At 62.0% G+C, this 23,764-nt stretch carries 26 protein-coding genes, 1 tRNA gene and 1 pseudogene; 21 read left to right on the top strand and 7 right to left on the bottom strand.

The window, feature by feature from the left end:
- Positions 1 to 18: 18 nt before the first annotated feature.
- Positions 19 to 732: pseudogene (locus tag AC1D05_RS33185) on the top strand (SOS response-associated peptidase).
- A 260-nt stretch (positions 733 to 992) separates the two neighbouring features.
- Here the strand turns inward: AC1D05_RS33185 and AC1D05_RS33180 are convergent.
- On the bottom strand, positions 993 to 1,253 hold the full coding sequence (locus AC1D05_RS33180) for a hypothetical protein (RefSeq protein ID WP_477446846.1): 261 nt from the start codon (positions 1,251 to 1,253) through the stop codon (positions 993 to 995).
- A gap of 138 nt (positions 1,254 to 1,391) precedes the next feature.
- Here AC1D05_RS33180 and AC1D05_RS33175 point away from each other — a divergent pair, with 138 nt between their 5' ends.
- From AC1D05_RS33175 to AC1D05_RS33145, 7 genes are all read left to right on the top strand, one after another.
- Positions 1,392 to 1,571, top strand: a complete 180-nt coding sequence (locus AC1D05_RS33175) for a hypothetical protein (protein ID WP_477446844.1) — start codon at positions 1,392 to 1,394, stop codon at positions 1,569 to 1,571.
- A gap of 18 nt (positions 1,572 to 1,589) precedes the next feature.
- The gene (locus AC1D05_RS33170; RefSeq protein WP_069090389.1) at positions 1,590 to 1,799 is read left to right on the top strand and encodes a hypothetical protein; all 210 of its coding nucleotides are present in this window, start codon (positions 1,590 to 1,592) and stop codon (positions 1,797 to 1,799) included.
- Between the two features lie 14 nt (positions 1,800 to 1,813).
- Entirely contained in the window at positions 1,814 to 2,134 is a 321-nt protein-coding gene (locus tag AC1D05_RS33165) for a hypothetical protein (RefSeq protein ID WP_141700863.1), read from the top strand.
- Complete coding sequence (locus tag AC1D05_RS33160; protein ID WP_477446842.1) at positions 2,124 to 2,387, top strand: hypothetical protein; 264 nt, start codon at positions 2,124 to 2,126, stop codon at positions 2,385 to 2,387. The genes AC1D05_RS33165 and AC1D05_RS33160 overlap by 11 nt, the downstream gene beginning before the upstream one ends.
- Before the next feature lie 1,310 nt (positions 2,388 to 3,697).
- Positions 3,698 to 4,279, top strand: a complete 582-nt coding sequence (locus AC1D05_RS33155) for a hypothetical protein (RefSeq protein WP_477446840.1) — start codon at positions 3,698 to 3,700, stop codon at positions 4,277 to 4,279.
- A 1,024-nt stretch (positions 4,280 to 5,303) separates the two neighbouring features.
- On the top strand, positions 5,304 to 6,452 hold the full coding sequence (locus AC1D05_RS33150; protein ID WP_477446838.1) for a hypothetical protein: 1,149 nt from the start codon (positions 5,304 to 5,306) through the stop codon (positions 6,450 to 6,452).
- A 74-nt stretch (positions 6,453 to 6,526) separates the two neighbouring features.
- Positions 6,527 to 7,438 (top strand): DUF2806 domain-containing protein, encoded by a 912-nt coding sequence (locus AC1D05_RS33145; RefSeq protein ID WP_477446836.1) that lies wholly within the window; start codon positions 6,527 to 6,529, stop codon positions 7,436 to 7,438.
- 94 nt (positions 7,439 to 7,532) lie between these two features.
- Here AC1D05_RS33145 and AC1D05_RS33140 read toward each other — a convergent pair.
- Positions 7,533 to 7,622 (bottom strand) — tRNA-Ser (locus tag AC1D05_RS33140).
- Between the two features lie 372 nt (positions 7,623 to 7,994).
- On the opposite strand from AC1D05_RS33140, the gene AC1D05_RS33135 reads away from it, so the two are divergent.
- From AC1D05_RS33135 to AC1D05_RS33115, 5 genes are all read left to right on the top strand, one after another.
- Positions 7,995 to 8,714 carry a hypothetical protein gene (locus AC1D05_RS33135; protein WP_477446834.1) on the top strand — a complete coding sequence of 240 codons (720 nt, stop codon included), beginning with the start codon at positions 7,995 to 7,997 and terminating at the stop codon, positions 8,712 to 8,714.
- Positions 8,715 to 8,823: 109 nt separating this feature from the next.
- Positions 8,824 to 9,147 (top strand): hypothetical protein, encoded by a 324-nt coding sequence (locus AC1D05_RS33130; protein WP_172224260.1) that lies wholly within the window; start codon positions 8,824 to 8,826, stop codon positions 9,145 to 9,147.
- Positions 9,148 to 9,185: 38 nt separating this feature from the next.
- Entirely contained in the window at positions 9,186 to 9,848 is a 663-nt protein-coding gene (msrA, locus tag AC1D05_RS33125) for a peptide-methionine (S)-S-oxide reductase MsrA (RefSeq protein ID WP_477446832.1), read from the top strand.
- Positions 9,849 to 10,060: 212 nt separating this feature from the next.
- Positions 10,061 to 11,050 (top strand): BMP family lipoprotein, encoded by a 990-nt coding sequence (locus tag AC1D05_RS33120; protein ID WP_477446830.1) that lies wholly within the window; start codon positions 10,061 to 10,063, stop codon positions 11,048 to 11,050.
- A gap of 108 nt (positions 11,051 to 11,158) precedes the next feature.
- The gene (locus AC1D05_RS33115) at positions 11,159 to 11,599 is read left to right on the top strand and encodes a GNAT family N-acetyltransferase (protein ID WP_477446828.1); all 441 of its coding nucleotides are present in this window, start codon (positions 11,159 to 11,161) and stop codon (positions 11,597 to 11,599) included.
- On the opposite strand, the gene AC1D05_RS33110 is transcribed toward AC1D05_RS33115, so the two are convergent.
- A complete protein-coding gene (locus AC1D05_RS33110) occupies positions 11,594 to 11,989 on the bottom strand; it encodes a hypothetical protein (protein WP_477446826.1) in 396 nt (131 codons plus the stop codon). The two genes, AC1D05_RS33115 and AC1D05_RS33110, sit on opposite strands and share 6 nt — an antisense overlap.
- A 22-nt stretch (positions 11,990 to 12,011) precedes the next feature.
- Positions 12,012 to 12,221 (bottom strand): SlyX family protein, encoded by a 210-nt coding sequence (locus AC1D05_RS33105; protein WP_477446825.1) that lies wholly within the window; start codon positions 12,219 to 12,221, stop codon positions 12,012 to 12,014.
- A gap of 214 nt (positions 12,222 to 12,435) precedes the next feature.
- Here AC1D05_RS33105 and AC1D05_RS33100 point away from each other — a divergent pair, with 214 nt between their 5' ends.
- From AC1D05_RS33100 to deoA, 6 genes are all read left to right on the top strand, one after another.
- Positions 12,436 to 13,968 carry an ABC transporter ATP-binding protein gene (locus AC1D05_RS33100; RefSeq protein WP_477446823.1) on the top strand — a complete coding sequence of 511 codons (1,533 nt, stop codon included), beginning with the start codon at positions 12,436 to 12,438 and terminating at the stop codon, positions 13,966 to 13,968.
- Positions 13,965 to 15,104: an ABC transporter permease gene (locus AC1D05_RS33095; protein ID WP_477446821.1), complete on the top strand. Its 1,140-nt coding sequence runs from the start codon at positions 13,965 to 13,967 to the stop codon at positions 15,102 to 15,104. The genes AC1D05_RS33100 and AC1D05_RS33095 overlap by 4 nt, the downstream gene beginning before the upstream one ends.
- Before the next feature lies 1 nt (position 15,105).
- On the top strand, positions 15,106 to 16,077 hold the full coding sequence (locus AC1D05_RS33090) for an ABC transporter permease (RefSeq protein ID WP_477446819.1): 972 nt from the start codon (positions 15,106 to 15,108) through the stop codon (positions 16,075 to 16,077).
- Positions 16,078 to 16,140: 63 nt separating this feature from the next.
- Positions 16,141 to 16,533: a cytidine deaminase gene (gene cdd / locus AC1D05_RS33085; protein WP_477446817.1), complete on the top strand. Its 393-nt coding sequence runs from the start codon at positions 16,141 to 16,143 to the stop codon at positions 16,531 to 16,533.
- Between the two features lie 30 nt (positions 16,534 to 16,563).
- A complete protein-coding gene (locus AC1D05_RS33080) occupies positions 16,564 to 17,373 on the top strand; it encodes a purine-nucleoside phosphorylase (RefSeq protein WP_477446815.1) in 810 nt (269 codons plus the stop codon).
- Complete coding sequence (gene deoA, locus AC1D05_RS33075; protein WP_477446813.1) at positions 17,373 to 18,692, top strand: thymidine phosphorylase; 1,320 nt, start codon at positions 17,373 to 17,375, stop codon at positions 18,690 to 18,692. The genes AC1D05_RS33080 and deoA overlap by 1 nt, the downstream gene beginning before the upstream one ends.
- 12 nt (positions 18,693 to 18,704) lie before the next feature.
- Here deoA and AC1D05_RS33070 read toward each other — a convergent pair whose 3' ends face one another.
- The 3 genes from AC1D05_RS33070 to AC1D05_RS33060 all read right to left on the bottom strand — a co-directional run bounded on the left by AC1D05_RS33070 (position 18,705) and on the right by AC1D05_RS33060 (position 21,141).
- Positions 18,705 to 19,268: a TIGR02281 family clan AA aspartic protease gene (locus tag AC1D05_RS33070; protein ID WP_477446811.1), complete on the bottom strand. Its 564-nt coding sequence runs from the start codon at positions 19,266 to 19,268 to the stop codon at positions 18,705 to 18,707.
- A gap of 116 nt (positions 19,269 to 19,384) precedes the next feature.
- Entirely contained in the window at positions 19,385 to 20,014 is a 630-nt protein-coding gene (upp, locus tag AC1D05_RS33065; RefSeq protein WP_172234653.1) for a uracil phosphoribosyltransferase, read from the bottom strand.
- A gap of 152 nt (positions 20,015 to 20,166) precedes the next feature.
- Positions 20,167 to 21,141 carry an adenosine deaminase gene (locus tag AC1D05_RS33060; RefSeq protein WP_477446809.1) on the bottom strand — a complete coding sequence of 325 codons (975 nt, stop codon included), beginning with the start codon at positions 21,139 to 21,141 and terminating at the stop codon, positions 20,167 to 20,169.
- A 134-nt stretch (positions 21,142 to 21,275) separates the two neighbouring features.
- Between AC1D05_RS33060 and ubiE the strand changes: the two genes are divergently transcribed.
- Together ubiE and ubiB are read left to right on the top strand one after the other, a co-directional pair.
- A complete protein-coding gene (gene ubiE, locus AC1D05_RS33055; RefSeq protein WP_477446807.1) occupies positions 21,276 to 22,052 on the top strand; it encodes a bifunctional demethylmenaquinone methyltransferase/2-methoxy-6-polyprenyl-1,4-benzoquinol methylase UbiE in 777 nt (258 codons plus the stop codon).
- A 67-nt stretch (positions 22,053 to 22,119) separates the two neighbouring features.
- Positions 22,120 to 23,694: a 2-polyprenylphenol 6-hydroxylase gene (ubiB, locus tag AC1D05_RS33050; RefSeq protein WP_477446805.1), complete on the top strand. Its 1,575-nt coding sequence runs from the start codon at positions 22,120 to 22,122 to the stop codon at positions 23,692 to 23,694.
- Positions 23,695 to 23,764: the final 70 nt, after the last annotated feature.

Here is a 23,764-nt window from a genome sequence, read left to right as displayed (position 1 = left end):
AAGAGAACGATCTCGCCAATGTGCAACCTCTACAATATCACCACGTCGCAGGAAGCCGTCCGCCAATGGACCCGGACCTTACGCGACATCTTGGGCAACCTTGAGCCGTCCATTGACATCTATCCCAACCGCCCCGGCCCGGTGGTGCGCAATGCGGTGGACGGGCAGCGGGAACTGGCCAACCTCCTGTGGGGCATGCCGACACCTGTCGAGCGGATGAAGGGCAAGGCGGACTACGGCACCACCAACATTCGCAACCCGCAGTATGGCCATTGGCAGCAGTATGTTGGCGTCGAGAACCGTTGCGTGGTGCCCGTGACAAGCTTCGCGGAACCCAGCCCAACGCCCGGCGACAAGGACCCTGAGACGGGCATCCAGCGGAACTACTGGTTCGCGCTCAATGAGGACCGCCCGCTGTTCTTCTTTGCCGGCCTCTGGACGCCGTGGCAGGGGGTGCGCAAGGTCAAGGACGGCCCGGGCGACTTTGAGCTTTACGGATTCATGACGACAGCGCCTAACGCGCTCATCAAGCCGATCCACGAGAAGGCCATGCCGGTGATCCTGACCACACAGGAGGAGACCGAGACGTGGCTAACTGCTCCGTGATCGGAAGCGAAGCGGCTACAGCGCACGGCCCCGGATGATGCCTTGGTGATTGTCGAGAAGCCGGCCACACAGATCAAGTTCCCACAACCGGCACCGCCAGCGCCAGCCCAAGGCTCGCTGTTCTAGCCTCTCGCCTTTTGCAGGATCCAAATATAGCCTTTCGGCGGGTGGTCTTGGTCAATGAACTGAGTCCTGACCGATGTGTCCATTCGACTGCACCGTTTGCATCTGAACTTGATGCCCTCCAACGGCTTGTTCCACCCCACCACCTTGACCACATCGTTCGCCCTAAAGCGGCCCACGTGGTAGCAATGGCCACATTCCACGACTAGCAACATGTTGGCCTTTGCGGCCCGCCCAACGCTGTCCATCGGCCCGGCCATAGCTCACTTCCGAGTCGAGTAATCCTCGGGCAGCGGAAGAAGCCCAAGATGCCCTGCCCGGTAGTCGGGTTCCTTCTCCGCGACAGCCGCGAGCACCTCGTGCAACTTATCGACAAGCCCGCAAAGCTGCCAGAACAGCGGACCGCTTGCATTGAGGTGGACCTGTGCTGCGAGTAGCGTCTTGCGAAGACTCAGCGCGTCTAAAATGATCGCCTCCGCGTCTCGTGCAAATAGCCTGTCATAGCGGCTTTTTCGTCTGCCCATTTGCGGCTCTCCGTCCTTTGGGTAACCGCCCCACCCGTTATCCAAATAGGAACGCATTCCTCGCCGAGTCAATTCGGTCTTGACAATTTCGTTCCCTTTTTGTTCACTACAGAGATGGAGCTTTTAGGAGCAACCGCCATGGACCACATTGTGACACTGGACAGCCGCCAGGAGGCCGCCCTCAAGGCAATCGCCGACAAGTTCATTGCCCAGCACAAGGGCGACCCAGTGAAGGCGCTCAAGGAAATGATCGTGCTCAATGAGCATCTTCAGGACCGGCTTGACGCGCTTACCGCACCACGCCGCGCCACACGCTAGGAGGAAGGAGGAACCGCTATGGGCACAATGCATTTTGACGCCGAAGCCAAAGCCGAGTTGCATTCAGAAGCCGTGAAGCTCATCGCCCGCTACGATAGCCCTCTTGAGACCGTGAAGGCGCTCATGGCCTACAACTGCGAGCTTGAGACTCAGATACTCGCCATCGCCCACCGGCATCCAGGGATAGTTTCCATCGGCTACGACGACACGCCGCCTGTTGTTGGGTGATCGGAGCGAGCCCAATGCACGACCTTATCGCTTTCATTGGCAGTAACGCGGCGCTGGTCATCGCCAACCCGGCGGCCTTCGCCACGTTTGCCGTGCTGTTCGGCGGCGGCGGCTTTGCCGTTGGGCGCTATTTCTTGACGGAGCGCATTGCCAATCTAGAAAGCCGAATTGCGCGGCGCGACGAGGAAATCACAGACCTCAAGGCTAGGCAGAAAGCGCCTGAGCCAGACGCCTCTACGGTGCCTCTATTCGAGATGACTGAGGTTCTTCCTCCTCCACCGCTCAACTTAAACGGGCTTCTAGTCCAGCGGAAAGAGAGCCTTCATGTCAGGTAACTTGATGCCCCAGCAGAAGGCACCGAAGCTAATTGTCGTCACCGCCTTCGATCGCGACGAGACCGGCGACCTTCAGCCTGTCTTTGGGCCAGCCGAGCAGCAGACCGAGGAGCGGGCCGTAAGGACCGCAAAAGGCCTCGCGACGAAGCATGCCGGCGTCATTGCGTGGTCGCGTGATGCCAATCCCTCGCTTGGCGAATACGGGGAACCCACGACGCTCTTTGTGGGCGGCGACGTGCCGGACATGGAGTGATGGACGAGTGGACGAAGGAGCCTAACATTGGCCCTACTTGACGTTGTCCAATAACCTTTGAAATTCCTCGTCGGAGATTTTCTTCTGAGGCTTTGCAGGGGGTTGGCTAGGCGCTGGTTGGTTGGCTTGCCATTGAACTGTTGTGATGGCCCAAGGTCCGCATACGGGCCCAACTAGAAGTTCACCGCCTCTGCACAACGATACGTTGCCCGTCAACGTGTTGACCCGCCAAACAAACCCATTGCCGGCGGATGACACTGCATAGCGAGGGAGAAATGCCACTCCCATTATGGCGATCACTGCGCAACCCGCTATTCCCTTCCAAATGATTTGACCTCTGGATATCACAACCATCCTCCCAACTCCGCCTGCGGTTCGCCCCCGCAAACTTCCTTGACCCGAGATCGGGGAGTTGGAAAACCAAGCCTAGGCCGGTCCCTACGGCCTTTAGTTCCGAAGAACCTGGACATACGCCGCAGGCTCCCCGACCCAAAAGTCGAGGTCGGCATCATTCCGGTCGATGCCGTACCGCTAGGCTCAGGGTTTCCACGCCCCGGAACGCCGCGTCTGCGCTCAGGAGGAGGCTTACCGAAGTTTGGAGTCGCTGCCAACTGTGTGTGCGGCGGTTGTCCCTATGGTGAACCGGAAGTGCTCTGAGTCCTGTGTTCCGTGATGGCCTCGCTCTCCCATCGTCAAACATGCCGGTCACACCCATGTCGATGCTGGGTTGGGCCTGCTGCTTGTCGAAGGCTGGCGATGAACCGTCCGGCCAGCGTGAGCGCCGACACCCTCGCGCTAGCCCGGGAACTGGCTGACCCCTCGGGGGCGGACGGTGATGCTGCCCGCTGCCATGCAGGTGCCGTGCCCCTGCGCGATGTTCTACGACTCCCTGCGCCAAGCGGAGGATAGGGGGTGGGCATGGGGGTCTTCGAGAGGTGGTCTCTGGGGGGATGGTCGGGAGTGCTCTTGGGGGGTGCTCTTGATGGGTGCTCTTAGGGGTGCTGTTGGGGGGTGCTCTTGATGGGTGCTCTTAGGGGGTGCTGTTGGGGTGAGACTAAGTATAGACCATGGCGTACCCCTTGGTAGTGACTATGCTGTGCCAGTTGGCGCCCTTAGGGAGGTGCATACCTGAGGTTAAGGGGGTGTGTTGCCTTGAGGTGCAGCCCACACCTTCTCTATATGGTGGACAGTGATGGGCGGTATCCCGACTTTTACTGAATAGATCAGAAATTCTCTCGAAAACGACCTTAATTATGACTTAATATATTGCTTTCTTGAGGGTCCACCCTCCATAAGAAAGGAAATTCATTATGGAATCTACCGTACCGGTCGCGTCCTTCAGGGACGCGCCATTAATTACCCTCGACCGTCTCAAAGCTGGCTGGGCGCAGGCTCTGGCAATCCTTCCAGAATGGGCTAGCTTTCATGTTTTTCTGCCCGACCGTGTGGCCGTTGTCGTGGGCAACAAGCATCGAATCCCAATGCTTCTGCCGCCCCTAGAACTGGCGGTGCTCGCGGAGACGACACGCCTTGGCCACGGCGTAGTGACCAATGCAAACGGCAACCGTCCGGGTGCCCGAACATACGCAAAGTTGTCCTTGAAGGATGCGGCGGACCGCAACCCAACCGTCAGGCGGTATCTGTCCGGTGCGGACGAGGGCAGTGCCGTAAAGGCTCTAGAAATCCAAACCGACTATAGCGCCACCAACGGCTACTTTGTGCCTGATGGTCATGCCAAACGGGCTGCTCGTGACGAAGTCATGGTGCATGTCAAAGCCCTCGCGCAATCTCGCCTTTCGGCGCACGAGGCCGAAGCATACCTAGCAAATCTTGCCGAACTACTCGAAGCCCTGGACGCTGGTGAGCAAGTTTGGCAGGACGCCGCCGAATAGCCTTGAGTATCGCGGGCGGACCTTTTGGCGATGGCGTCGCCCATTGTTCGGTTCCGGGATGTCGGCGGCCAACAGCGCTGGCAACTGGGACCGGACGTGCGCCGTTTCATTGTCGCTACCACGTGCAGCACAAGGCCCGTCATGGGTCCCATTGGTGCAAGACCTACCTAGCGAGGGACCTTAGACCGTATGCCATAGCCGCATCCGACTGGCTTCTTGACCCACGAAACGCTTTTGCAACGGCAACAGCATGGGCCGAGCTTAGCCGGGCATTAGCGTTCTCGGGTCGAGTTGACCCCGCTATGAACTTGCGTGGGCAGCCAGCCGCCTACAGGGCGCATGTCGCATTCGCGCGGCTGCGCGAGGCAGGCATTGAGCCCCGCCGCCTGTTGGCCGTCTATCTGGGCGTGAGTGCCCTTATTGAGGATGACTTTGGGTCTCATCGCACTCGCGAGTTCAGAATCGTCCAGGCGGCCAAGGCGGTCCATCGGTTAGCGAGCGGCACGCATAGGCGGTGGGAAATGTTCAACCCGTTGGGTCCTGCGGTCCATACGGAGCTTCATGCTTACCCGCGATCATCCGGCATCGTGCTCCGAAAGATTGGGGAAACACTGGAAAAGGCTGGGGAGCCACTTGCTCGCGAAGCAGTCCCAGAAATCATCGCCATTAAGGCAAACCGGTTTGGCGTTCACCCCTCTCATCTTCCCGGTTGGCGGCCACCTTGGGACACGCGAGCGCGGTAGCGGATGGTGGGCGAATGCAAACAATCGAGTGATGTGGTTGAGCCATCCGGGTGCTCACATGTTGGAAGCCAACGGTTGCCCAGAGTGAGCTTAAGTCCCCCCATATGCCTTGTGGTTCCCTAGTGCCTCCTCTTAGCAGCCGAGCAAAGGCACGCCTCAGAGCCAAGGGAGTTGGGGATGAATTGATAGCTCCCCTCACCACCCCAGACATTTTGTTCGACCCTTGGGCGACTTCAAGCGGCCCTAAGCTTTCCGCCATCGCTGCCGAGGTGACGCAGGCCGTGCTTGATGCCACCTCAAAGGAAGCCGGGAGCCGCGTGAGGAAGCCCAAGGCCGAGGTGGTGGAGAGGACTGCAATGATTGTCTCCTCCATCGTCGCCAACCTAATGCTCCTTCATGTCGACCATCGGTGGGGGCAGTATCTCGCCTTGCCCATGAAGCACACCGCCTTGACCCGCCATGATCGCCCTGGCTTCGGCATCATGCCCAAGGTGGTGGAGGGTATGGAGAGAGCCGGGCTCATCATGCAGCATCCACCTGTGACCCATGTGCGGAGGACTGGCATAGAGGCCACTGGGTGGCTGAAAGCTGCCCTGATGGCTCCTGAGGTTCGTGTTGGGGACATAGGGCGTGCCGATGGTGAGGAAGTCATCAGGCTCTCAGCTAGGGCAGGCAGGGACCCTTACGGCAACAGGCTACCTTCCGTCTTGGTCGACTATGAGGACGCTGAGGAGACCCTAAGGCTGAGGGGGGAGATGGACGAGATCAATGCATTCCTCGCCATCCAACGCATTGAGGTCCGTGGGGAGCCTCAGGCTGCCTACAAGCTGACCCGGCGCTTCCTCTTGCGGTCGCCATCAGACCCAAGGGCGTACAACCTCCATGGGCGGCTCTACGGTGCCTTCTGGATATCGATGCCTAAGGTCCAACGAGGTGGTCTAACGATTAATGGGGAGCCCATCGCGGACCTCGACTATGCCAGCATGTTCCCGAGGCTAGCTTATGCCCGCGTGGGCACCGAGCCGCCAACAGGGGACCTCTACGCCATCCCAGGCCTTGAGGACCATCGGTCAGGGGTCAAGGCGGGGCTTTCCGCTCTTCTCTCGACTGAGACAGAGATGACCCGATTGCCCACTAAAGTGAAGGAAGCCTTGCCGGCTGGATGGACAGCTTCAAGGTTCCGCGAAGCCATCGCTGAGAAGCATCCGGCGTTGGTGCCGCTCTTCGGCAAGGACATCGCCATGGACCTGATGTTCACCGAAAGCACCATCTTGGTTGCCGTGTTGCTGCGGCTGGCGCGGATGGGGATAGCGGCCCTCCCGATGCATGACGGGATAATGGTTCAATGCAATCACGGTGAAACCGCTGCTGAAGCGATGAAGATCGCGGCACACCAAATCGGGCTGACTATTCCGGTGATTCATAAATGACACCGAAGTCCTCCGTCGCGACTCACGCTCAGATGTTGTACCAAGTCTTGCATGCATAGCTGACGAGAAACGATATGTCGGGCGGTGGCGGACTCATAAATGTTGGCGACCTGGGCAAGGCAGCGGAGGCTTTAATCAATAGAGTCTCTGATGCTGTCGGCGGTGTTGCAAGACCCTGGCAGATCGAACGCGTAGCAAAGGCGGAGGCCAAGGCTGAAATCATCCAAGCTCAATCGAAAGTCGCAGTCTCAGACATTGAGCAACGAGCGATCCTTCGAATGGTTCGAGAGGAGGGCAGAAAGCAAGAAAACATTGAAGCCATTACTATGAAGTCGTTGGAATACCTGTCGCAGGAGGCACAGCCCGAAAAGATTGAAGAGGATTGGCTGACTCATTTTTTTGAACGCTCTCGGTCTTACAGTGACGAAGATACCCGCACCATATGGGCCAAGATTCTTGCCGGCGAAGCCAACAGCCCCAAAAGCTTCTCTAGGCGAACCATTGATATCCTTGCTTCGATGGATACCGACGATGCACAAATGTTCACGGCGTTGTGCTCATGCGTCTGGAACCGAAGCAATGACCCTATCCTGATCATTCCCGGTCTCGATCCTTCTGATTTGATGATTGCGGGGGTCAATTTTTCTCAGTTGGCTCACATGGAGAGTGCAGGACTAATTTCCCTTGAGACACTGGGCGGCTATTCGAGGCAAGGACTTGGACCTGTCGTGGTGCTTACCTACTTCAATCAGGCGACTTTCTTAAAGTTCCCGGCGCCTCCGGAAGGTGGTGCGCAATCTGTTGATAACAGGCTCTCTCTGGGCAGAGCACTGTTGACGAGGGCGGGCGTCCAACTTTGCAAAGTATGTGACCCGCAGAAGAACGAAGCTTACCACGCACAGGTTCTGAAGGCATGGGAAGGCCAAGGTTTGCAATTCGTTTCAGGCCAGGAATACGTTGAAATGCTTGTCCAGAAGAGGACTTAGTAGAGGTTTTTGGGGCACCACCGTGGGGCACCGGCCCAAAACTGCGGCAGATTTTGTGCTTAAAAAGCAATAACTTGCGTATAAACGGAATAGCTGGCGGAGAGAGCGGGATTCGAACCCGCGTTACGGTCTCCCGTAAACACACTTTCCAGGCGTGCGCCTTCAACCACTCGGCCACCTCTCCGTCCTTGCATGTCGCGCCGACCGGTTTCGCCGCGCGGGTTGGGGAGATGCATCTCCTTTGGGGCTGCGGCGCGGAATTTCCGCACCATGGACGCCACCCAACCAGCGGACATCCTTCCCCGGCACCTGAGCCGTCGAAGCAACAGGCGCGGGGCTCATCTAGTCGATCCGGCGCCGAATGCCAAGCCATAACGGTGCTCTATTCGCTTTGCTGGCCACATGGTGTTTCGCGAAGCCGCCGCCGCGCCCGTTTCCGGGGTGCCCGCACCCCGAATGATGTGCACAGGCAAGGCAGCAGGACCCGCCGTGCTTGACTTCGCCGCCGGCCGGCTGTCGAGTGACAGCAGAGGCTTTGCGGGGGCATTGTCCAGACATGACATCCAGCAGCGAACAACCCAGCAGTGGACAGGCGCCAGTCGGGCGCCCGGGCAACGACCTGTCCTATGTCCCGGTGGGCTGGCTCATCTTCGTCATGGCGTGGTCGGTCTACAGCTTGGCGTCGGTCTGGTGGCTGGTCGGCAATTCCGGCGTGCCGGACAAGGTTCTCTATTTCCTGCTTGGCGGGCTCGTCGCCAATGTCGTCATCATCCTGTGGGGGCTTTACCTGCTCGGCCTCGCCTTTGGCCGCTCAGGCCGCTTCCCCCGCCAGTTCACCATCTGGCAGATCGCCCTCATCGTCTGGGTGCTGGCAAGGCAGGCCTATGTGCTCACCGTGCCTGAATTCGTCTTCTCCGCCAGGAGCCTGGGCATCACCGCCATCGAGATCGGCGTCGGCCTGCTTTGCATCTATCTGCTGCGCGGCGGTTCCGGCGCCGAGACCGTCTACGCCAAACCGGAAACCGAGGCGCCGCCGGTCCTGGTTTCCATTGCCGCCGCCTTGCTCGGCATCGTCCTTGGCGCCGCCATCGGCGCCGTGGGCGGTTTCTTCGCCGGTTCAGTCATCGCCGATGTCGCCGAGGTAAGCTGCTTTGAAGGCGGTTGCGGCTATTTCGCTGCCTTCTTCGGCCTGGGCGGGCTGGTGGTCGGCGCCATTGTCGGTGGCATTCTTGCCGTCTGGCTCGTTCACAGGCGCAGGCGCAAGCCGGTGGCATAAAGAGAGGAAGCCCTTCAAATTCGCGTATCGCGGTTGCGGGCAAGCCATGCGCACTCTATTTCTCGCTGGTGCCGGAGATCCCGTCCAGGATCGGCCGGGGGAGAGCTTGATGTTTCGCTTCATTTTTCGTCTTGCCGCCATGGTCGCGCTGTCAGTCTCCGTCATCATGGCGGTGCTCGACACGACGCGCACGGTGGCCGCTTCGGCGCTCGTGCTGACCCCGCTCAACGCCAGCTGGCTGGCGGTCTCGCCGGACACGCGGGCGGCCTTCGAAACCTTCGTCCGCGCCAAGGCCAGCCCGCTGCTGTGGGACGGCGCCATCGCCTGGGTGCTCAACCAGCCGGGCTTTGCCGTGTTCGCGGTGCTGGCCTTCCTGCTCTACGCCATCGGCTACCGCCGCCAGCGGCGCACAGGACAATTCGCCGCCAACTGATCGATTTTCTTGCATCCTGACGGGAAGGAAGGCCGCTTATGTTCTTTCTCAGCGACATGCTGAACAAGAAGCTCAATCTGCCAAAGCCGTCCGAGGCTTTGCCGGGCCGGGCCAAGGCGATCCCGACACCATCCAGACACCAAGTCCTGAAACGGCCGCTCAAGGGCCCCTACCCCGAGGGGCTGGAGACGGCGATGTTCGGGCTCGGCTGCTTCTGGGGCGCCGAGCGCCTGTTCTGGCAGATCGAAGGCGTCTGGGTCACCGCCGTCGGCTATGCCGGCGGCATCACGCCCAACCCGACCTATCAGGAAACCTGCACCGGGTTGACCGGGCATGCCGAAGTGGTGCTGGTCGTCTTCGACCCCAAGGTCATCTCCTATGCCGAGCTTCTGCGGCTGTTCTGGGAAAGCCATGACCCGACGCAAGGCATGCGCCAGGGCAATGATGTCGGCACCGCATACCGCTCCGCGATCTACACATCGGGCGATGCGCAATTCCAGGCGGCGAGCGCCTCGCGCGATGCCTATCAGGCCCAGTTGCGCGGTGCCGGCCACGGCCGGATCACCACCGAGATCGCGCCGGCGCCCGCCTTCTACTTCGCCGAAGCCGATCACCAGCAATATCTGGCCAAGAACCCCTACGGCTATTGCAACCTCAAGGGCACCGGCATCGCCTGCGCCATGCCGGCCGCCACCGCTTAGTGGCTATCGCGCAAGGATCGGACCGCGGCGCGGTCTGCCCGTGGCGCGCTTTTCCAAAAGGTCAAAATTCCGCGTGAATTTTGTTTCGGGCCGTGCCAGATTGCCCAGGAGCGGGAGGGGAATACACTCCTGGCTGACGTCGCGTGGCTGCCGGTGAACCGGGCAGCCAGGCGGTGCGTAACGGAAAAAATAACCGACAGGGTGTGGATCACATGAAACGTATCGTTCTCGGCCTCCTGGCCGCAACCGCAATGGTTCTTCCGGCTTTCGCCGCGGATGTCCAGCCGGCCATCCTCTATGATCTGGGCGGCAAATTCGACAAATCCTTCAACGAGGCTGCCTTCCATGGCGCCGAGAAATTCAAGACCGAGACCGGCGTCGCCTATGTCGAGTTCGAGGTGTCCAACGCCTCGCAGCGCGAGCAGGCGCTGCGCCGCTTCGCCGAGGACGGCCACAACCCGATCGTCATGGCCGGCTTTGCCTGGGAGGATGCGCTGAAGAAGGTCGCGGCCGAATATCCCGATCTCAACTTCGCCATCATCGACGATGCCGTCGACCTGCCCAATGTCCGCTCGCTGGTGTTCAAGGAGAACGAAGGCTCCTATCTCGTCGGCATCATGGCCGCGATGGCATCGAAGTCGAAGAAGGTCTCCTTCATCGGCGGCATGGACATCCCGTTGATCCGCAAGTTCGAATGCGGCTATGTCGGCGGCGCCAAGTCGGCCGGCGCGACCGACGTCATCCAGAACATGACCGGCGACACGCCGGCTGCCTGGAACGATCCGGCCAAGGGCGGTGAAATCGCCAAGACGCAGATCGACCAGGGCTCAGACGTGGTCTACGCCGCGGCCGGCGGCACCGGCGTCGGTGTGCTGCAGGCGGCGGCTGATGCCGGCAAGCTCGGCATCGGCGTCGATTCCAACCAGAACGGCCTGCAGCCCGGCAAGGTTCTGACCTCGATGATGAAGCGCGTCGACGTTGCCGTCTACACCACCTTCATGGACGGCAAGAACGGCACCTTCAAGGGCGGCCTCGAGAACCTCGGCCTCAAGGAAGGCGGCGTCGACTACGCCATGGACGACAACAACAAGGCGCTGGTCACCCCTGAGATGAAGGCGGCCGTCGAAAAGGCCAAGGCCGACATCATCTCCGGCAAGATCCAGGTGCACGACTACACCGCCGACAACGCCTGCCCTTATTGATCGACGAACACTAATTGCGAACCGCCGGGCCCTGTCCCGGCGGTTTTGTTTTTTGAAAGACTCTGCAAGCGAGGCACCGAGGCAAGGGTGATGCCGATCATAGAACCCATGACCGAACGCGACGTCGAGGCGGTGGCACGACTGCGCGTTGCCACCTTTTTCGAGGGCAGCGCAAGGACAGCGGACGAGGACGCCGCCGGGCTGCGCCTGCTGCTGGCCGGGGACGGCTTCGAGACGGCGCTTGTGGCCCGTATCGGCGATGTATCGGTCGGCACATGCCTGCTGGTTCGCCACGAATTGGAGCCCGCGCATGACCTGACGCCGTGGCTGGCCGGGCTGGTCGTCGATGACGCGCACAGAGGCCGCGGGATCGGTCGCGCGCTGGTCGCGGCCATCGAAGCGCATGCGGCGTCGATCGGAGTGGAGAGGCTGTACCTCTATACGTGGGAAGCGCGTGATTTCTATGCTGGGCTCGGCTGGGTGGTCGTCGAGCGGCTCAAGCAGGACGGACACCCAATGCTGCTGATGGCGCGCGAACTCCAGCTATAGTCGGCCCACCAGATAGCCGAGCGCAAAGACTGCTATCAGCACGATGGCGACGACAAATCCGCGCCGGCCGCCGAGCGAATGCACGCCAACACCGTACGGTGACCGGGACAGGCTTCGGATTATCGGGCGCGGCTTGGCATCATTGCCACCCAGCCCAACGCTGCGCATCTGCGGCAATTCGGCGATACGCTGGGTGACCAGTTCCCAATGATTGGCTGGCAGGCCACCCGGTTTTTCGGCACGGTCGAACATATGCATGCGTTCGGCAAGCTGCAGCACGGCGTCGCGGAAGGCGGGGTCTATTTCCAGGTCGCGCTCGGCCCGTTCGCGCTCCGCGTCGTTCATCAGGCCAAGCACATAGTCACCGGCCCTTGCGATGCGGTCGCTCATGATTTGTGCCCTCCCCTTTTTCTCACCAGTGCGGCGGCTTGGTCACGGGCACATCGGATGCGGCCTGCTCCTCCAACGCCAGGAAGCGGTCGGTCAGCGCATCGAGCTTGCGCTGCATGCGCTCGATCACCGTCCATTGCTCGGCGATCTGGCCCGACAGCTCCTCGATGGTGTTTTCCTGCTCGGCGGCGCGGATTTCCAGCGTCGTCAGCCGGTCGACGGGCATGATCATTCGCAATCCCTGATCTTGCACCCCAATGCCTTGCATCGTGATGCGAATTTCGACGTCGTCATATTAGCGAATAAGAAGCCTACGGACACGTTGGAAATTGACAAGCGCACCGGGATTTGCCGAGAGTGGACGCTGCTCCGCCAATTGGCACGGGCGGAGCGTCATGCTAGGCGTTTTGACCAAGCGATAAAAAAATAAGAGTGGGACTGGCCGCATGGCGCAAGCCGCAATCGAACTGATCGGCATCAACAAGAGTTTTGGCGCCGTGCGCGCCAACCGCGACATCAATCTCGAGATCGCGCGTGGCACCATCCACGGCATTGTCGGCGAAAACGGCGCCGGCAAATCGACGCTGATGTCGATCCTCTATGGTTTCTACCAGGCAGACAGCGGCGAGATCCGCGTCGGCGGCAAACCGGCATCGATCAAGACGCCCAATGACGCCATCGCCCTCGGCATCGGCATGGTGCACCAGCATTTCATGCTGGTCGACAATTTCTCGGTGCTGGAAAACATCATCCTCGGCGCCGAAAGCGATGCGCTGCTGAAGCGCAGCATCGCCAAGGCGCGTTCCGAGCTGGAGCGGCTGGAACACGAATACGGTCTCGAGGTCGATCCCGACGCGATCATCGAGGAACTGCCGGTCGGCCTGCAGCAGCGCGTCGAAATTCTCAAGGCGCTCTATCGCGGCGCCGAAATCCTGATCCTCGACGAGCCGACGGGCGTGCTGACACCGGCCGAGGCCGACCACCTGTTCCGCATCCTCAAGCAGTTGAAGGAGCAGGGAAAGACAGTGGTGCTGATCACCCACAAGCTGCGCGAAATCATGGCCATCACCGACACCGTGTCGGTGATGCGGCAGGGCACGATGGTGGCGACCAGGGAAACGAAGAAGACCACCGTCGAGGAACTGGCCGAGCTGATGGTCGGACGACGCGTGCTGCTTCGCGTCGAGAAGGGCGAAGCCGAAGCCGGCGCCGTCAAGCTCGCGGTCAAGAACCTGACTGTCAGGGATTCGCGCGGCGTCACCATGGTCGACGACATTTCCTTCGACATCAGGGCCGGCGAGATCGTCGGCATTGCCGGTGTCGCCGGCAACGGCCAATCCGAACTGCTCGAGGCGATTTCCGGCATCCGGCGCGCCGTTTCAGGTTCGGTCATGCTCGACGGCAAGCCGATCGACCTGACGGGTGCCGCCGACCCCGGCGAATTGCGCGACCGCGGACTGGCCCATGTGCCGGAGGATCGCCACCATGTCGGTCTGGTGCTGGCCTTCGAGGAGAACGAGAATTCCATCCTCGGCTATCACGACGACCCCCGCTATCTCAAAGGGCCGTTCCTCAACGTCGACGCCATCATGGCCGACGCCAAGGACAAGATCGAGAAATACGACATTCGTCCCGGCAACCCGCGCTTGAAGACCGCCAATTTCTCCGGCGGCAACCAGCAGAAGATCGTGCTGGCGCGGGAAATGGAACAAGACCCGGGCGTCTTGATCGTCGGCCAGCCAACGCGCGGCGTCGATGTCGGCGCCATCGAATTCATCCACAAGCGCCTGATTGCCATGCGCGACCAGGGCAAGGCCGTGCTGGTGGTGTCGGTCGAGCTCGACGAGATCCGTTCGCTCTCCGACCGCATCCTGGTGATGTTTGCCGGCCGCATCGTCGGCGAGCGCGGCCCGGAGGCGAGCGAGGGCGAGCTTGGCCTGCTGATGGCGGGCGTCGAGCGCCAGGAGGCCGCGCAATGAGCACGCCTTACGCCAAACTGCCGGCCTGGGCCGATTATGGGCTGATCCCGCTGATCAACCTGTCAGTGGCCTTCATCGTCGCCGGCTTCGTCGTGCTGCTGGTCGGCGAAAATCCGTTCCGCGCCGCCGTCATCCTGGTCGAGGGCGCCTTCGGCAAGGGAACCGGCATCGCCTTCACCTTGTTCTATGCCACCACCTTCATCTTCACCGGGCTTTCGGTGGCGGTGGCGGCGCATTGCGGCCTGTTCAACATCGGCACCGAGGGACAGGCCTATATTGCCGGCCTCGGCATCGCCATCGTCTGCCTGTCCTTTGACAGCGTGCTGCCCTGGTGGCTGACATTTCCGCTGGCCATCGTCGCCTCGACGCTTGTGGGCGCATTGTGGGCGCTCATCCCCGCCTATCTGCAGGCCAGGCGCGGCTCGCACATCGTCATCACCACCATCATGTTCAACTTCATCGCCGCCTCGATCATGGTCTATCTGCTGGTGGGGCCATTGAAGCCGGCGGCGTCGCAAGCGCCGCAGACGCGCAACTTCCTCGCCGGCGCGGAATTGCCGAAGCTCAACTGGATCATCGAGCTGTTCGGCGCCAAGATCCGCTCGGCGCCACTCAACATCACCTTCCTGCTGGCGCTGCTGATGGCCTTCCTGGTCTGGCTGCTGATCTGGCGCACCAAGCTCGGCTATGAGATGCGCACCTATGGCCACAGCCCCAAGGCGGCGCGCTATGCCGGCATTTCGGAAACCCGCATCATCATCACCGCGATGATGATCTCGGGCGCGCTGGCCGGAATGATGGCGCTCAATCCGGTGATGGGCGACCAGCACAATGTCGCGCTCGATTTCGTTTCCGGCGCCGGCTTCGTCGGCATTGCCGTGGCGCTGATGGGTCGCCTGCACCCGGTCGGCATCGTGCTGGCGGCGATCCTGTTCGGCATGCTCTATCAGGGCGGCGCCGAACTCGCCTTCGAGATGCCGGCGATCAGCCGCGACATGATCGTCATCATCCAGGGCTTGGTGATCCTGTTTGCCGGCGCGCTGGAACACATGTTCAGGCCTTACATCCAGGCGGTGTTCGCCTCGTTCAGTCCGCGCTCGGTCGGCATGGAAGCGGTCAAGGGAAAGGGCGCCTGAGATGGATGTCTTCATCGCCATCGTGCAGATACTCGACTCCACCATCCGCCTGTCGGTACCGCTGCTGCTGGCTTGCCTCGCCGGCCTCTATTCGGAACGCGCGGGCGTCTTCGACATCGGGCTGGAGGGCAAGATGCTGGTTGGCGCCTTCGCCGGCGCCGCCGCCGCGTCGGTCCTCCATTCGGCCCTTCTCGGCCTCGGCATGGCCATCCTGGTCTCGGTCGCCTTCGCTCTGATCCACGGCTTTGCCTCGATCACCCATCGCGGCAACCAGATCGTTTCCGGCGTCGCGATCAACTTCATCGCCGCCGGCTCGACCGTCATGCTCGGCCAGGCCTGGTTCAGCCAGGGCGGACGCACGCCGGCGCTGCAACCGGGCGAGCGGTTCGAGGCGATTGTCTGGCCCGGCGCCGATGCAATGAGGGACGTGCCGATCATCGGGCCGATCTACGCGGAGCTGATCTCCGGCCACTCGATACTGGTCTACATCGCCTTCCTGATGGTGCCGTTCACCTGGTGGGTGCTGTTTCGCACCCGCTTCGGTCTCAGATTGCGCGCCGTCGGCGAGAATCCGGCCGCCGTCGACACCGCCGGCATTTCGGTCGCCTGGCTGCGCTACCGGGCGCTGATCTGCACCGGCATCCTCACCGGGGTCGCCGGCGCCTATCTGTCGATGGTGCAGAACGGCGGCTTCGTGAAGGACATGACCGCCGGCAAGGGCTATATCGCGCTGGCAGCACTGATCTTCGCCAAATGGAAGCCGGTCAACGCCATGTTCGCCTGCCTGCTGTTCGGCTTCCTCGACGCGGCTGCAATCCGCCTGCAAGGCTCGCCGCTGCCGATCATCGGCAAGGTGCCGGTACAGTTCATGCAGGCGCTGCCCTATATCCTCACCGTCATCCTGCTCGCCGGCTTCATCGGCAAGGCAATCCCGCCGCGCGCCGGCGGCGTGCCCTACGTCAAGGAACGCTGAGGTCACGGCTCGGCGCGAAGGACGCGCCGGGTTTTGGACACGATCCTCGGAGAGAACAACTGAATGTCGCATGATCTGTTCGAAGCGGCCAAGACCGCCATGGCCAAGGCCTATGCGCCCTATTCTAAATTTCCGGTCGGCGCCGCCTTGCGCACCGAGGACGGACGCGTCTTCACCGGCGCCAACATCGAGGTCGCCTCCTATCCGGAGGGCTGGTGCGCCGAGACGACGGCGCTTGGCCACTACATCATGGGCGGCGGCGGCAGAATCGTCGAAATCGCGGTCATAGCCGAACGCATGGCCAAATGCTCGCCTTGCGGCGGCTGCCGTCAGCGCCTGGCCGAGTTCTGCCGGCCGGAGACAAAACTCTACCTCTGCGACAACGCGGGCGTGGCCGAGACCGTGACCATGGGCGACATGCTGCCTTATGGTTTTCGCGGCGATATCTTGAAGTGAAGAATTGGCTCAAATGAAGAGATGGCTGCAATGACGCAAAAGGCGGTGGACCATCTGATCGAAAGGCTGGACGGCCTAGCGCCGTCGACGGCACTGGTGCTGGGGTCGGGCCTTGGTGTCCTGGTCGACCGGATCGAGCACCCGATCCGCGTCCCCTATGCCGACCTGCCTGGTTTTCCCAAAAGCGGCGTCAGCGGCCATGCCGGCGAAGTGGTGGCGGGGCTGTTTGCCGGCGTGCCGGTGCTGATGCTGTCCGGCCGCGCGCATTACTATGAGCATGGCAACGCGGCGGCGATGCGCCCGGTGCTGGAAGTGCTCGCCGGCGTCGGCATCACCAAACTGATCCTCACCAATGCCGCCGGCTCGGTCGACCCGGAGATGCCGCCGGGCTCAGTGATGCTGATCACCGACCACATCAATTTCTCCGGCAGCAATCCGCTGATCGGCGAGCCTAGCGACCGCCGGTTCGTCGGCCTCACCGAAGCCTATGATGCCGGCATCCGCAAGGCGATCGAAAGCGCGGCGAAGGCGACCGGCACCGCGCTGCACAAGGGCGTCTATATGTGGTTTTCCGGCCCCTGTTTCGAAACGCCCGCCGAAATCCGCATGGCGCGCATCATGGGTGCAAACGCCGTCGGCATGTCGACCGTACCGGAGGTCATTCTCGCCCGCTTCCTTGGCCTGCGCGTCGCCGCCTGCTCGGTCATCACCAATTTGGCAGCCGGCATGACCGGAGCCGAGCTTTCGCACCAGGAAACCAAGGACATGGCGCCGGTTGGCGGGTCGCGGCTGGCAACGGTCCTGCACAGAGTGTTCCGCGACGGGCTGCTGGAGAGCTGATGCTTCCGCAGGAAATCATCCGCCACAAGCGCGACGGCCACAGGCTCTCGGCTGGTGAAATCGCCGCCTTCATCGACGGCGTGACCTCGGGCACCGTCAGCGATGGCCAGGTCGCGGCTTTTGCCATGGCGGTGTTCTTCAATGGCATGAACCGCGACGAGGCCGTGGCGTTGACGCTGGCCATGCGCGACTCCGGCGATGTGCTCGACTGGTCGGACCTGCCCGGCCCGGTCACCGACAAGCATTCGACCGGCGGCGTCGGCGACAATGTCTCGCTGATGCTGGCGCCGATCGTCGCCGCCTGTGGCGCCTATGTGCCGATGGTCTCGGGCCGGGGCCTTGGCCATACCGGCGGCACGCTGGACAAGATGGATGCGATCCCCGGCTACACCAGCCAGCCCGATATTGAGCTGTTCCGCAAGGCAGTGCTGGAAACCGGCTGCGCCATCATCGGCCAGACTACCGATCTGGCGCCGGCCGACCGCCGGCTCTATGCGATCCGCGACGTCACCGGAACCGTCGAATCGGTGCCGCTGATCACCGCCTCGATCCTGTCGAAGAAGCTGGCTGCCGGCCTGGGCTCGCTGGTGCTCGACGTCAAGGTCGGCAACGGCGCTTTCATGGAGAAGTCGCGCGACGCCACCGCGCTCGCCAACAGCCTCGTCGAGGTCGCCAGCGGCGCCGGGTTGAAAGTCTCGGCGCTGATCACCGGCATGAACGAACCGCTGGCCTCGGCCGCCGGCAACGCCGTCGAGGTGCGCAACGCCGTCGATTTCCTCACCGGCCGTCTGCGCGACCGACGCCTGGAGGATGTGACGCTGGCGCTGGCCGCCGAAATGCTGCAGTCGGCGGGACTGGTGTCGTCCAATCAGGATGGCATGCGGCGCGCCACCGAGACGCTGACCAGCGGCCGCGCCGCGGCCACCTTCGCCCGTATGGTTGCCGTACTCGGCGGCCCCGCCGATTTCATCGAAAGGCCGGAAAAATATCTGGCCGTGGCGCCAACGGAATTCTCGGTCAAGGCGACGACGAATGGCTTCGTCACCGGCATCGCCACCCGCGACATCGGCCTTGCGGTGGTTGCCCTGGGCGGCGGGCGTACTAGGCCTGACGACAAGATCGACCCCGCGGTCGGCATCACCAAGCTGCAGCCGATAGGCGCGGAGGTGAAAGCCGGAGATGCCCTGGCGCTGATCCACGCCCGCTCACCGTCCGATGCAGAGGCGGCCGCCGCCGCCGTGCTTTCGGCCTATGCGATCGGCGCTTCGAAACCACCGGCGGACAAGACCGTCATCCGACGGATCCTGCCGCGTGGCTGACCAGGCTTTGCTTTACTGAACGAGCAGCAGTGTGCCGTTTTCGGCCTGATACTTGCCGAGCCGGTTGAGGAAGCTCATGCCGATCAGATTGGTTTGCAGCGCCTTGTCGTCGAGCACGATGGCCTGCACACCGTCGATGCTGATGCTACCGATCTGCAGGCGATCGATCGTCACTACCGCCGCCTTGATCGTTCCGTTGGCGGTGCTGACCTCACGGTTGAAATCGGACGGGTTGAGCGACAGCCCAATCCGGCGCGCCGTTGACGTATTGACCGCGACCAGTGTCGCGCCGGTGTCGATCATGCCGTCGACCTGACGACCATTGAGTTTGAAAGTCGACGAGAAATGTCCGCGCCCGTCCGCCGCGACGACGACCTTGCGGCCGGTCGGCAGCGGCGCCACCGGCTTGTTGGGCACAGACGCAAGGTTGACCTCAGGTTGCGTCTCGACCTCGGGCTTGCCAGTCACCGCCGATTTCAGCAGGTTTTCGAACATCTGCGGATTCGACTGGTAGACAACCGGGATCGATGCCGATGTACCGGCAAAAACGCTGAGGATGAGAAGCTTGCGCAGCATGGATCGGCCTTTGTGAGAACCGATTCATTAGCGCTGGATGGTGTTTACCGCTTTAACGGGCGCTAAAGCCGCGCCATTGCGTAAACATTTGGTAAATCGTACCAGGCAACTTTGCCCTACTTCGTCCCGTACATGCGGTCGCCGGCGTCGCCGAGGCCCGGCATGATGTAGCCCTTCTCGTTGAGCTGGCGGTCTATGGACGCGGTGAAGACCGGGACATCCGGATGCGCCTTGGTGAAGCGCTCGATGCCTTCGGGCGCCGCCAGCAGGCAGAGGAAGCGGATGTTGGTGGCGCCGCGCTGCTTCAGCTTGTCGATCGCCGCGATCGCCGAATTGGCGGTTGCCAGCATCGGATCGACGACGATGACCAGCCGGTCGGCGAGATCGCTTGGCGCCTTGAAGAAATATTCGACCGCTTCCAGCGTTTCATGGTCGCGGTAGAGACCGACATGGGCGACGCGCGCCGCCGGCACCAGGTCGAGCAGGCCTTCCAGCAAGCCATTGCCGGCGCGCAGCACCGAGGCGAAGACCAGCTTCTTGCCCTCCAGCGTCGGCGCTTCCATGGTCTCCATCGGCGTTTCGATCGTCGTAGTCGTCAGTTCGAGATTGCGGGTGACCTCGTAGCCGAGCAGCAGCGATATCTCGCGCAGCAGTCGCCGGAAGCCGGCCGTCGAAGTCTCCTTCTTGCGCATGATGGTCAGCTTGTGCTGGACAAGCGGATGGTCGACGACGGTGACGCCCTTCATGATGTTCTCCTGATGCATGCGTGTCGCCCGAAACTGCGCGCATGGATCCCCGGGGATATGTCGCGCTTCAAGCTGCCTGGGCGAACCCTAGCGACAATGTACCGGCCAAGGAACCGCTTGGCCGCCACCGACCACAGCTTTGTCGGCAGAAATCAGCGTGCCGCACCGTTCAGCCTGGCAAGAAGGGCTGTCTTGGTCTTGCGATCGACGAAAGCGGCCTCGATAGCGGTTTTGGTGACGGCTGCCAACGCCTTCTCGTTCATTGCAAAATGCTCCGCTGCAATATCGTATTCGCGCTTCAGCGACGTCCAGAAATAGGGCGGATCGTCGGAATTGAGCGTCACCTTGCAGCCGGCCGCCTGCAGGGCGGGAAACGGATGGTCGGCAAAACTGTCGAACACCTTGAGCGCGATGTTGGAACCGGGGCAGCATTCCAGCACGATGCCTTCGTCGGCGATACGCCGGACAAGGTCCGGATTCTCGATGGCGCGCACGCCATGGCCGATACGGGAGGGTTTGATGTGGTCGAGTGCCGCCTTGACGGTCTCCCAACCAGTCAGTTCCCCGGCATGGATGGTGATGCCGAGCCCGGCCTCGCGCGCGATCTCGAAAGCCCTGACATAGTCCTCCATCTCGCCCATGCGCTCATCGCCGGCGACGCCGAAGCCAGTAACCAGCGGGTGCCCGCAACGCGCCGCGAAGCGCGCCGCCTTTTCGATCGACTCGACACCGACATGGCGTACGCCAGTGACAATCATACGGCCCTCTATGCCGGTCTTGGCCTTGGCGCGGAGCATGCCTTCGCCGAGCGCGTCGGTATAGGCCTTCGGCGACAGGCCGGCCTTCGTCGCATGGTCAGGCGAGGTGAACACTTCGGAGTAGATGGCCCCGTCTCGGGCCAGGCTGGTCAGATAATGGTCGGCCAGCCGCGCATAATCCTCCTCAGTGCGGAACAGATCGGAGGAAAAATCGTAAGCCGCGAGGAACGAGGTGAAATCGTGCCAGACGAAGGACCCGTTCTGGATATAGGGCGAAGTGTCCTTGCCGTATTTCTGCGCCTGGCGGATTACGAGTTCGGGCGCCGCTGCCCCTTCAATGTGGCAGTGCAGTTCCGCTTTCAAAGGCATTCACTTATCCCGTCGGTCAGTCCAGGTCTTGAAAACCCACCACCTGGAAGCGCGGCTGAACACCGCGCCTTAAACAATAGCGCCCACAGCATCGATCGGCTATGGTCCCGCCGGTTTTATGACGGATCAAAAAAATGTCAGTTGAGAGAACCACGGCCGCGGGCGGCATGGAAACCTCCTATGGTTTCAAGCGTGTAGGGGAAGGCGAAAAGCAGTCCCTGGTCAACGATGTTTTCCACAAGGTCGCCAACCGCTACGACCTGATGAACGATCTGATGTCGGCCGGCCTGCACCGGCTGTGGAAGGATGCCATGGTGACATGGCTCAATCCGCCGAAACGCGCGGGCTGGAAGGTCCTGGATGTGGCCGGCGGCACCGGCGACATCGCCTTCCGCATCGTCGATGCCAGCCATTGCAACGCGCATGCCACGGTGCTCGACATCAACGGCTCGATGCTCAGTGTCGGCCGCGACAGGGCCGAGAAGAAAGGCCTGTCCGGCAACACCGATTTCGTCGAGGCCAATGCCGAGGAACTGCCCTTCGCCGACGCCACCTTCGACGCCTACACCATCGCTTTCGGCATCCGCAACGTGCCGCGCATCGATGTCGCTCTCAGCGAAGCGTTCCGCGTGCTGAAGCCCGGCGGCCGGTTCCTGTGCCTGGAATTTTCCGAAGTCGAGATGCCGCTGCTCGACAAGGCCTATGAAGCTTGGTCCTTCAACGCCATCCCCAGGATCGGCAAGATGGTCACCGGCGATGGCGAGCCCTATTCCTATCTGGTCGAATCCATCGCCAAATTCCCCAACCAGCAGAACTTCGCCGCGATGATTTCCCGCGCTGGCTTCGACCGCGTTTCCTTCCGCAACTATTCCGGCGGTATTGCCGCGCTTCATTCAGGCTGGAAGCTTTGAGGCGGCATCGCATTTCCCATCCTCGATATAGCTCATGCCGGCCGCAAGGCCCGGCCTGGGTGCAGCCATGAGCAGCATCGGCGCTGGTTTCAGGCTCGCACGGGCCGGCTGGGTGCTGGTGCGCGAGGGCGTCATCGCCGCCCTGCCGGGCGAGGAACTGTCCGGCCTGCCGAAATTCGGCTGGCGGCTGGCGCGGCTTCTCACGCGCCGCCGCGCGCTCGCCTACGAACGCAGTGACCGGCTGGCCAAGGCGGTGGTCCGGCTCGGTCCGTCCTATGTCAAGCTCGGCCAGTTCCTGGCGACAAGGCCCGACGTCGTCGGCAACGACATGGCGCTCGATCTCGCCATGCTGCAGGACAAGATGCACACCTTCCCGAAGGCCGAGGCGGTCGCCGCCATCGAAGCCTCGCTTGGGCGCAAGGTGGGCGATCTCTACGCCGAGTTCGGCGACCCAGTCGCCGCAGCCTCGATCGCCCAGGTGCACGCCGCCGAAACCGTCCATGACGGCGTTGCCACCAAGGTCGCGGTGAAGGTGATCCGGCCCGGCGTGCGCCGCCGCTTCTTCCATGATCTCGAAAGCTATTTCCTCGCCGCCCGCTTGCAGGAGAAATACATCCCGTCGTCGCGCCGACTGCGGCCTGTCGAGGTGACCGAGACGCTGGCGCAGACCACCAAGATCGAGATGGACCTGCGCCTCGAGGCGGCGGCACTCTCGGAACTTGGCGAGAACACCAGGGATGATCCAGGCTTTCGCGTACCTTACGTCGACTGGGAACGCACCGGCCGTGACGTGTTGACCATGGAATGGGTCGACGGCGTCAAGATGAACAACATCGCGGGCCTTGAAGCCGCCGGCCATGACCTCAAGGCGATCGCCGCCAATCTCATCCAGTCGTTCCTGCGCCATACTTTGCGCGACGGCTTCTTCCACGCCGACATGCATCCCGGCAATTTGTTCGTCGAGGCCAACGGCACCATCGTTGCCGTCGATCTCGGCATTGCCGGCAGGCTCGGCAAGAAAGAGCGCCGCTTCCTCGCCGAAATCCTCTATGGCTTCATCACACGTGACTATCTGCGCGTCGCCGAAGTGCATTTCGAGGCCGGCTACGTGCCGCGCCAGCACAATGTCGCGGCCTTCGCGCAAGCGATCCGCGCCATCGGCGAGCCGATCCATGGCCAGCCAGCCGAGACCATTTCCATGGCCAAGCTGCTGACCCTGCTGTTCGAAGTGACCGAACTCTTCGACATGGCGACAAGGCCGGAATTGATCCTGCTGCAAAAGACCATGGTGGTGGTCGAGGGCGTGGCGCGCACGCTCGATCCCGCCTTCAACATGTGGAAGACGGCCGAGCCGGTGGTCGGCGGCTGGATCGCCGGCAACCTTGGCCCGCGTGGCATGATGATCGATGCGCGGGATGGCGCCAAGGCGCTGCTGACTCTGGCCCGCCAGGTGCCCGAGCTTGCGGCGCGCACCGACCGGCTGTCGCGCGAAATCGACCTGATGGCCGAGCACGGGCTGCGCTTCGACGAGACCACGGCGCGTGCCATCGGCAAGGCCGAGGCGCGCTACAGCCGCTCAGGCCGCATGGCACTATGGGTGATCGCGCTGACGCTGATTTATATCGCCTGGAAGATCATCTAACGCCCGGCCACAGCGGAATCTGGCTCGTCAACTTGCGACAATTTGATTGCATTGCTATCATTGCTATCAC

The sequence above is a fragment of the Mesorhizobium sp. P2_E9 genome, assembly GCF_056403815.1.
Note: the sequence above shows the minus strand (reverse complement) of the source record. Positions and strands in the feature narration are given on the sequence as shown.

Excerpts from the sequence above, each read along its gene's own strand:
- ubiE (WP_477446807.1), top strand. The coding sequence starts at position 21,276 with ATGTCAGTTGAGAGAACCACGGCCGCGGGCGGCATGGAAACCTCCTAT.
- AC1D05_RS33060 (WP_477446809.1), bottom strand. The coding sequence starts at position 21,141 with ATGCCTTTGAAAGCGGAACTGCACTGCCACATTGAAGGGGCAGCGGCG.
- AC1D05_RS33105 (WP_477446825.1), bottom strand. The coding sequence starts at position 12,221 with ATGATCATGCCCGTCGACCGGCTGACGACGCTGGAAATCCGCGCCGCC.
- upp (WP_172234653.1), bottom strand. The coding sequence starts at position 20,014 with ATGAAGGGCGTCACCGTCGTCGACCATCCGCTTGTCCAGCACAAGCTG.
- AC1D05_RS33130 (WP_172224260.1), top strand. The coding sequence starts at position 8,824 with ATGTTTCGCTTCATTTTTCGTCTTGCCGCCATGGTCGCGCTGTCAGTC.
- AC1D05_RS33170 (WP_069090389.1), top strand. The coding sequence starts at position 1,590 with ATGGGCACAATGCATTTTGACGCCGAAGCCAAAGCCGAGTTGCATTCA.
- AC1D05_RS33110 (WP_477446826.1), bottom strand. The coding sequence starts at position 11,989 with ATGAGCGACCGCATCGCAAGGGCCGGTGACTATGTGCTTGGCCTGATG.
- AC1D05_RS33135 (WP_477446834.1), top strand. The coding sequence starts at position 7,995 with ATGACATCCAGCAGCGAACAACCCAGCAGTGGACAGGCGCCAGTCGGG.
- AC1D05_RS33155 (WP_477446840.1), top strand. The coding sequence starts at position 3,698 with ATGGAATCTACCGTACCGGTCGCGTCCTTCAGGGACGCGCCATTAATT.
- AC1D05_RS33090 (WP_477446819.1), top strand. The coding sequence starts at position 15,106 with ATGGATGTCTTCATCGCCATCGTGCAGATACTCGACTCCACCATCCGC.
- deoA (WP_477446813.1), top strand. The coding sequence starts at position 17,373 with ATGCTTCCGCAGGAAATCATCCGCCACAAGCGCGACGGCCACAGGCTC.
- cdd (WP_477446817.1), top strand. The coding sequence starts at position 16,141 with ATGTCGCATGATCTGTTCGAAGCGGCCAAGACCGCCATGGCCAAGGCC.
- AC1D05_RS33080 (WP_477446815.1), top strand. The coding sequence starts at position 16,564 with ATGACGCAAAAGGCGGTGGACCATCTGATCGAAAGGCTGGACGGCCTA.
- AC1D05_RS33070 (WP_477446811.1), bottom strand. The coding sequence starts at position 19,268 with ATGCTGCGCAAGCTTCTCATCCTCAGCGTTTTTGCCGGTACATCGGCA.
- AC1D05_RS33115 (WP_477446828.1), top strand. The coding sequence starts at position 11,159 with ATGACCGAACGCGACGTCGAGGCGGTGGCACGACTGCGCGTTGCCACC.
- msrA (WP_477446832.1), top strand. The coding sequence starts at position 9,186 with ATGTTCTTTCTCAGCGACATGCTGAACAAGAAGCTCAATCTGCCAAAG.
- AC1D05_RS33100 (WP_477446823.1), top strand. The coding sequence starts at position 12,436 with ATGGCGCAAGCCGCAATCGAACTGATCGGCATCAACAAGAGTTTTGGC.
- AC1D05_RS33165 (WP_141700863.1), top strand. The coding sequence starts at position 1,814 with ATGCACGACCTTATCGCTTTCATTGGCAGTAACGCGGCGCTGGTCATC.
- AC1D05_RS33145 (WP_477446836.1), top strand. The coding sequence starts at position 6,527 with ATGTCGGGCGGTGGCGGACTCATAAATGTTGGCGACCTGGGCAAGGCA.
- AC1D05_RS33120 (WP_477446830.1), top strand. The coding sequence starts at position 10,061 with ATGAAACGTATCGTTCTCGGCCTCCTGGCCGCAACCGCAATGGTTCTT.
- ubiB (WP_477446805.1), top strand. The coding sequence starts at position 22,120 with ATGAGCAGCATCGGCGCTGGTTTCAGGCTCGCACGGGCCGGCTGGGTG.
- AC1D05_RS33160 (WP_477446842.1), top strand. The coding sequence starts at position 2,124 with ATGTCAGGTAACTTGATGCCCCAGCAGAAGGCACCGAAGCTAATTGTC.
- AC1D05_RS33095 (WP_477446821.1), top strand. The coding sequence starts at position 13,965 with ATGAGCACGCCTTACGCCAAACTGCCGGCCTGGGCCGATTATGGGCTG.
- AC1D05_RS33175 (WP_477446844.1), top strand. The coding sequence starts at position 1,392 with ATGGACCACATTGTGACACTGGACAGCCGCCAGGAGGCCGCCCTCAAG.
- AC1D05_RS33180 (WP_477446846.1), bottom strand. The coding sequence starts at position 1,253 with ATGGGCAGACGAAAAAGCCGCTATGACAGGCTATTTGCACGAGACGCG.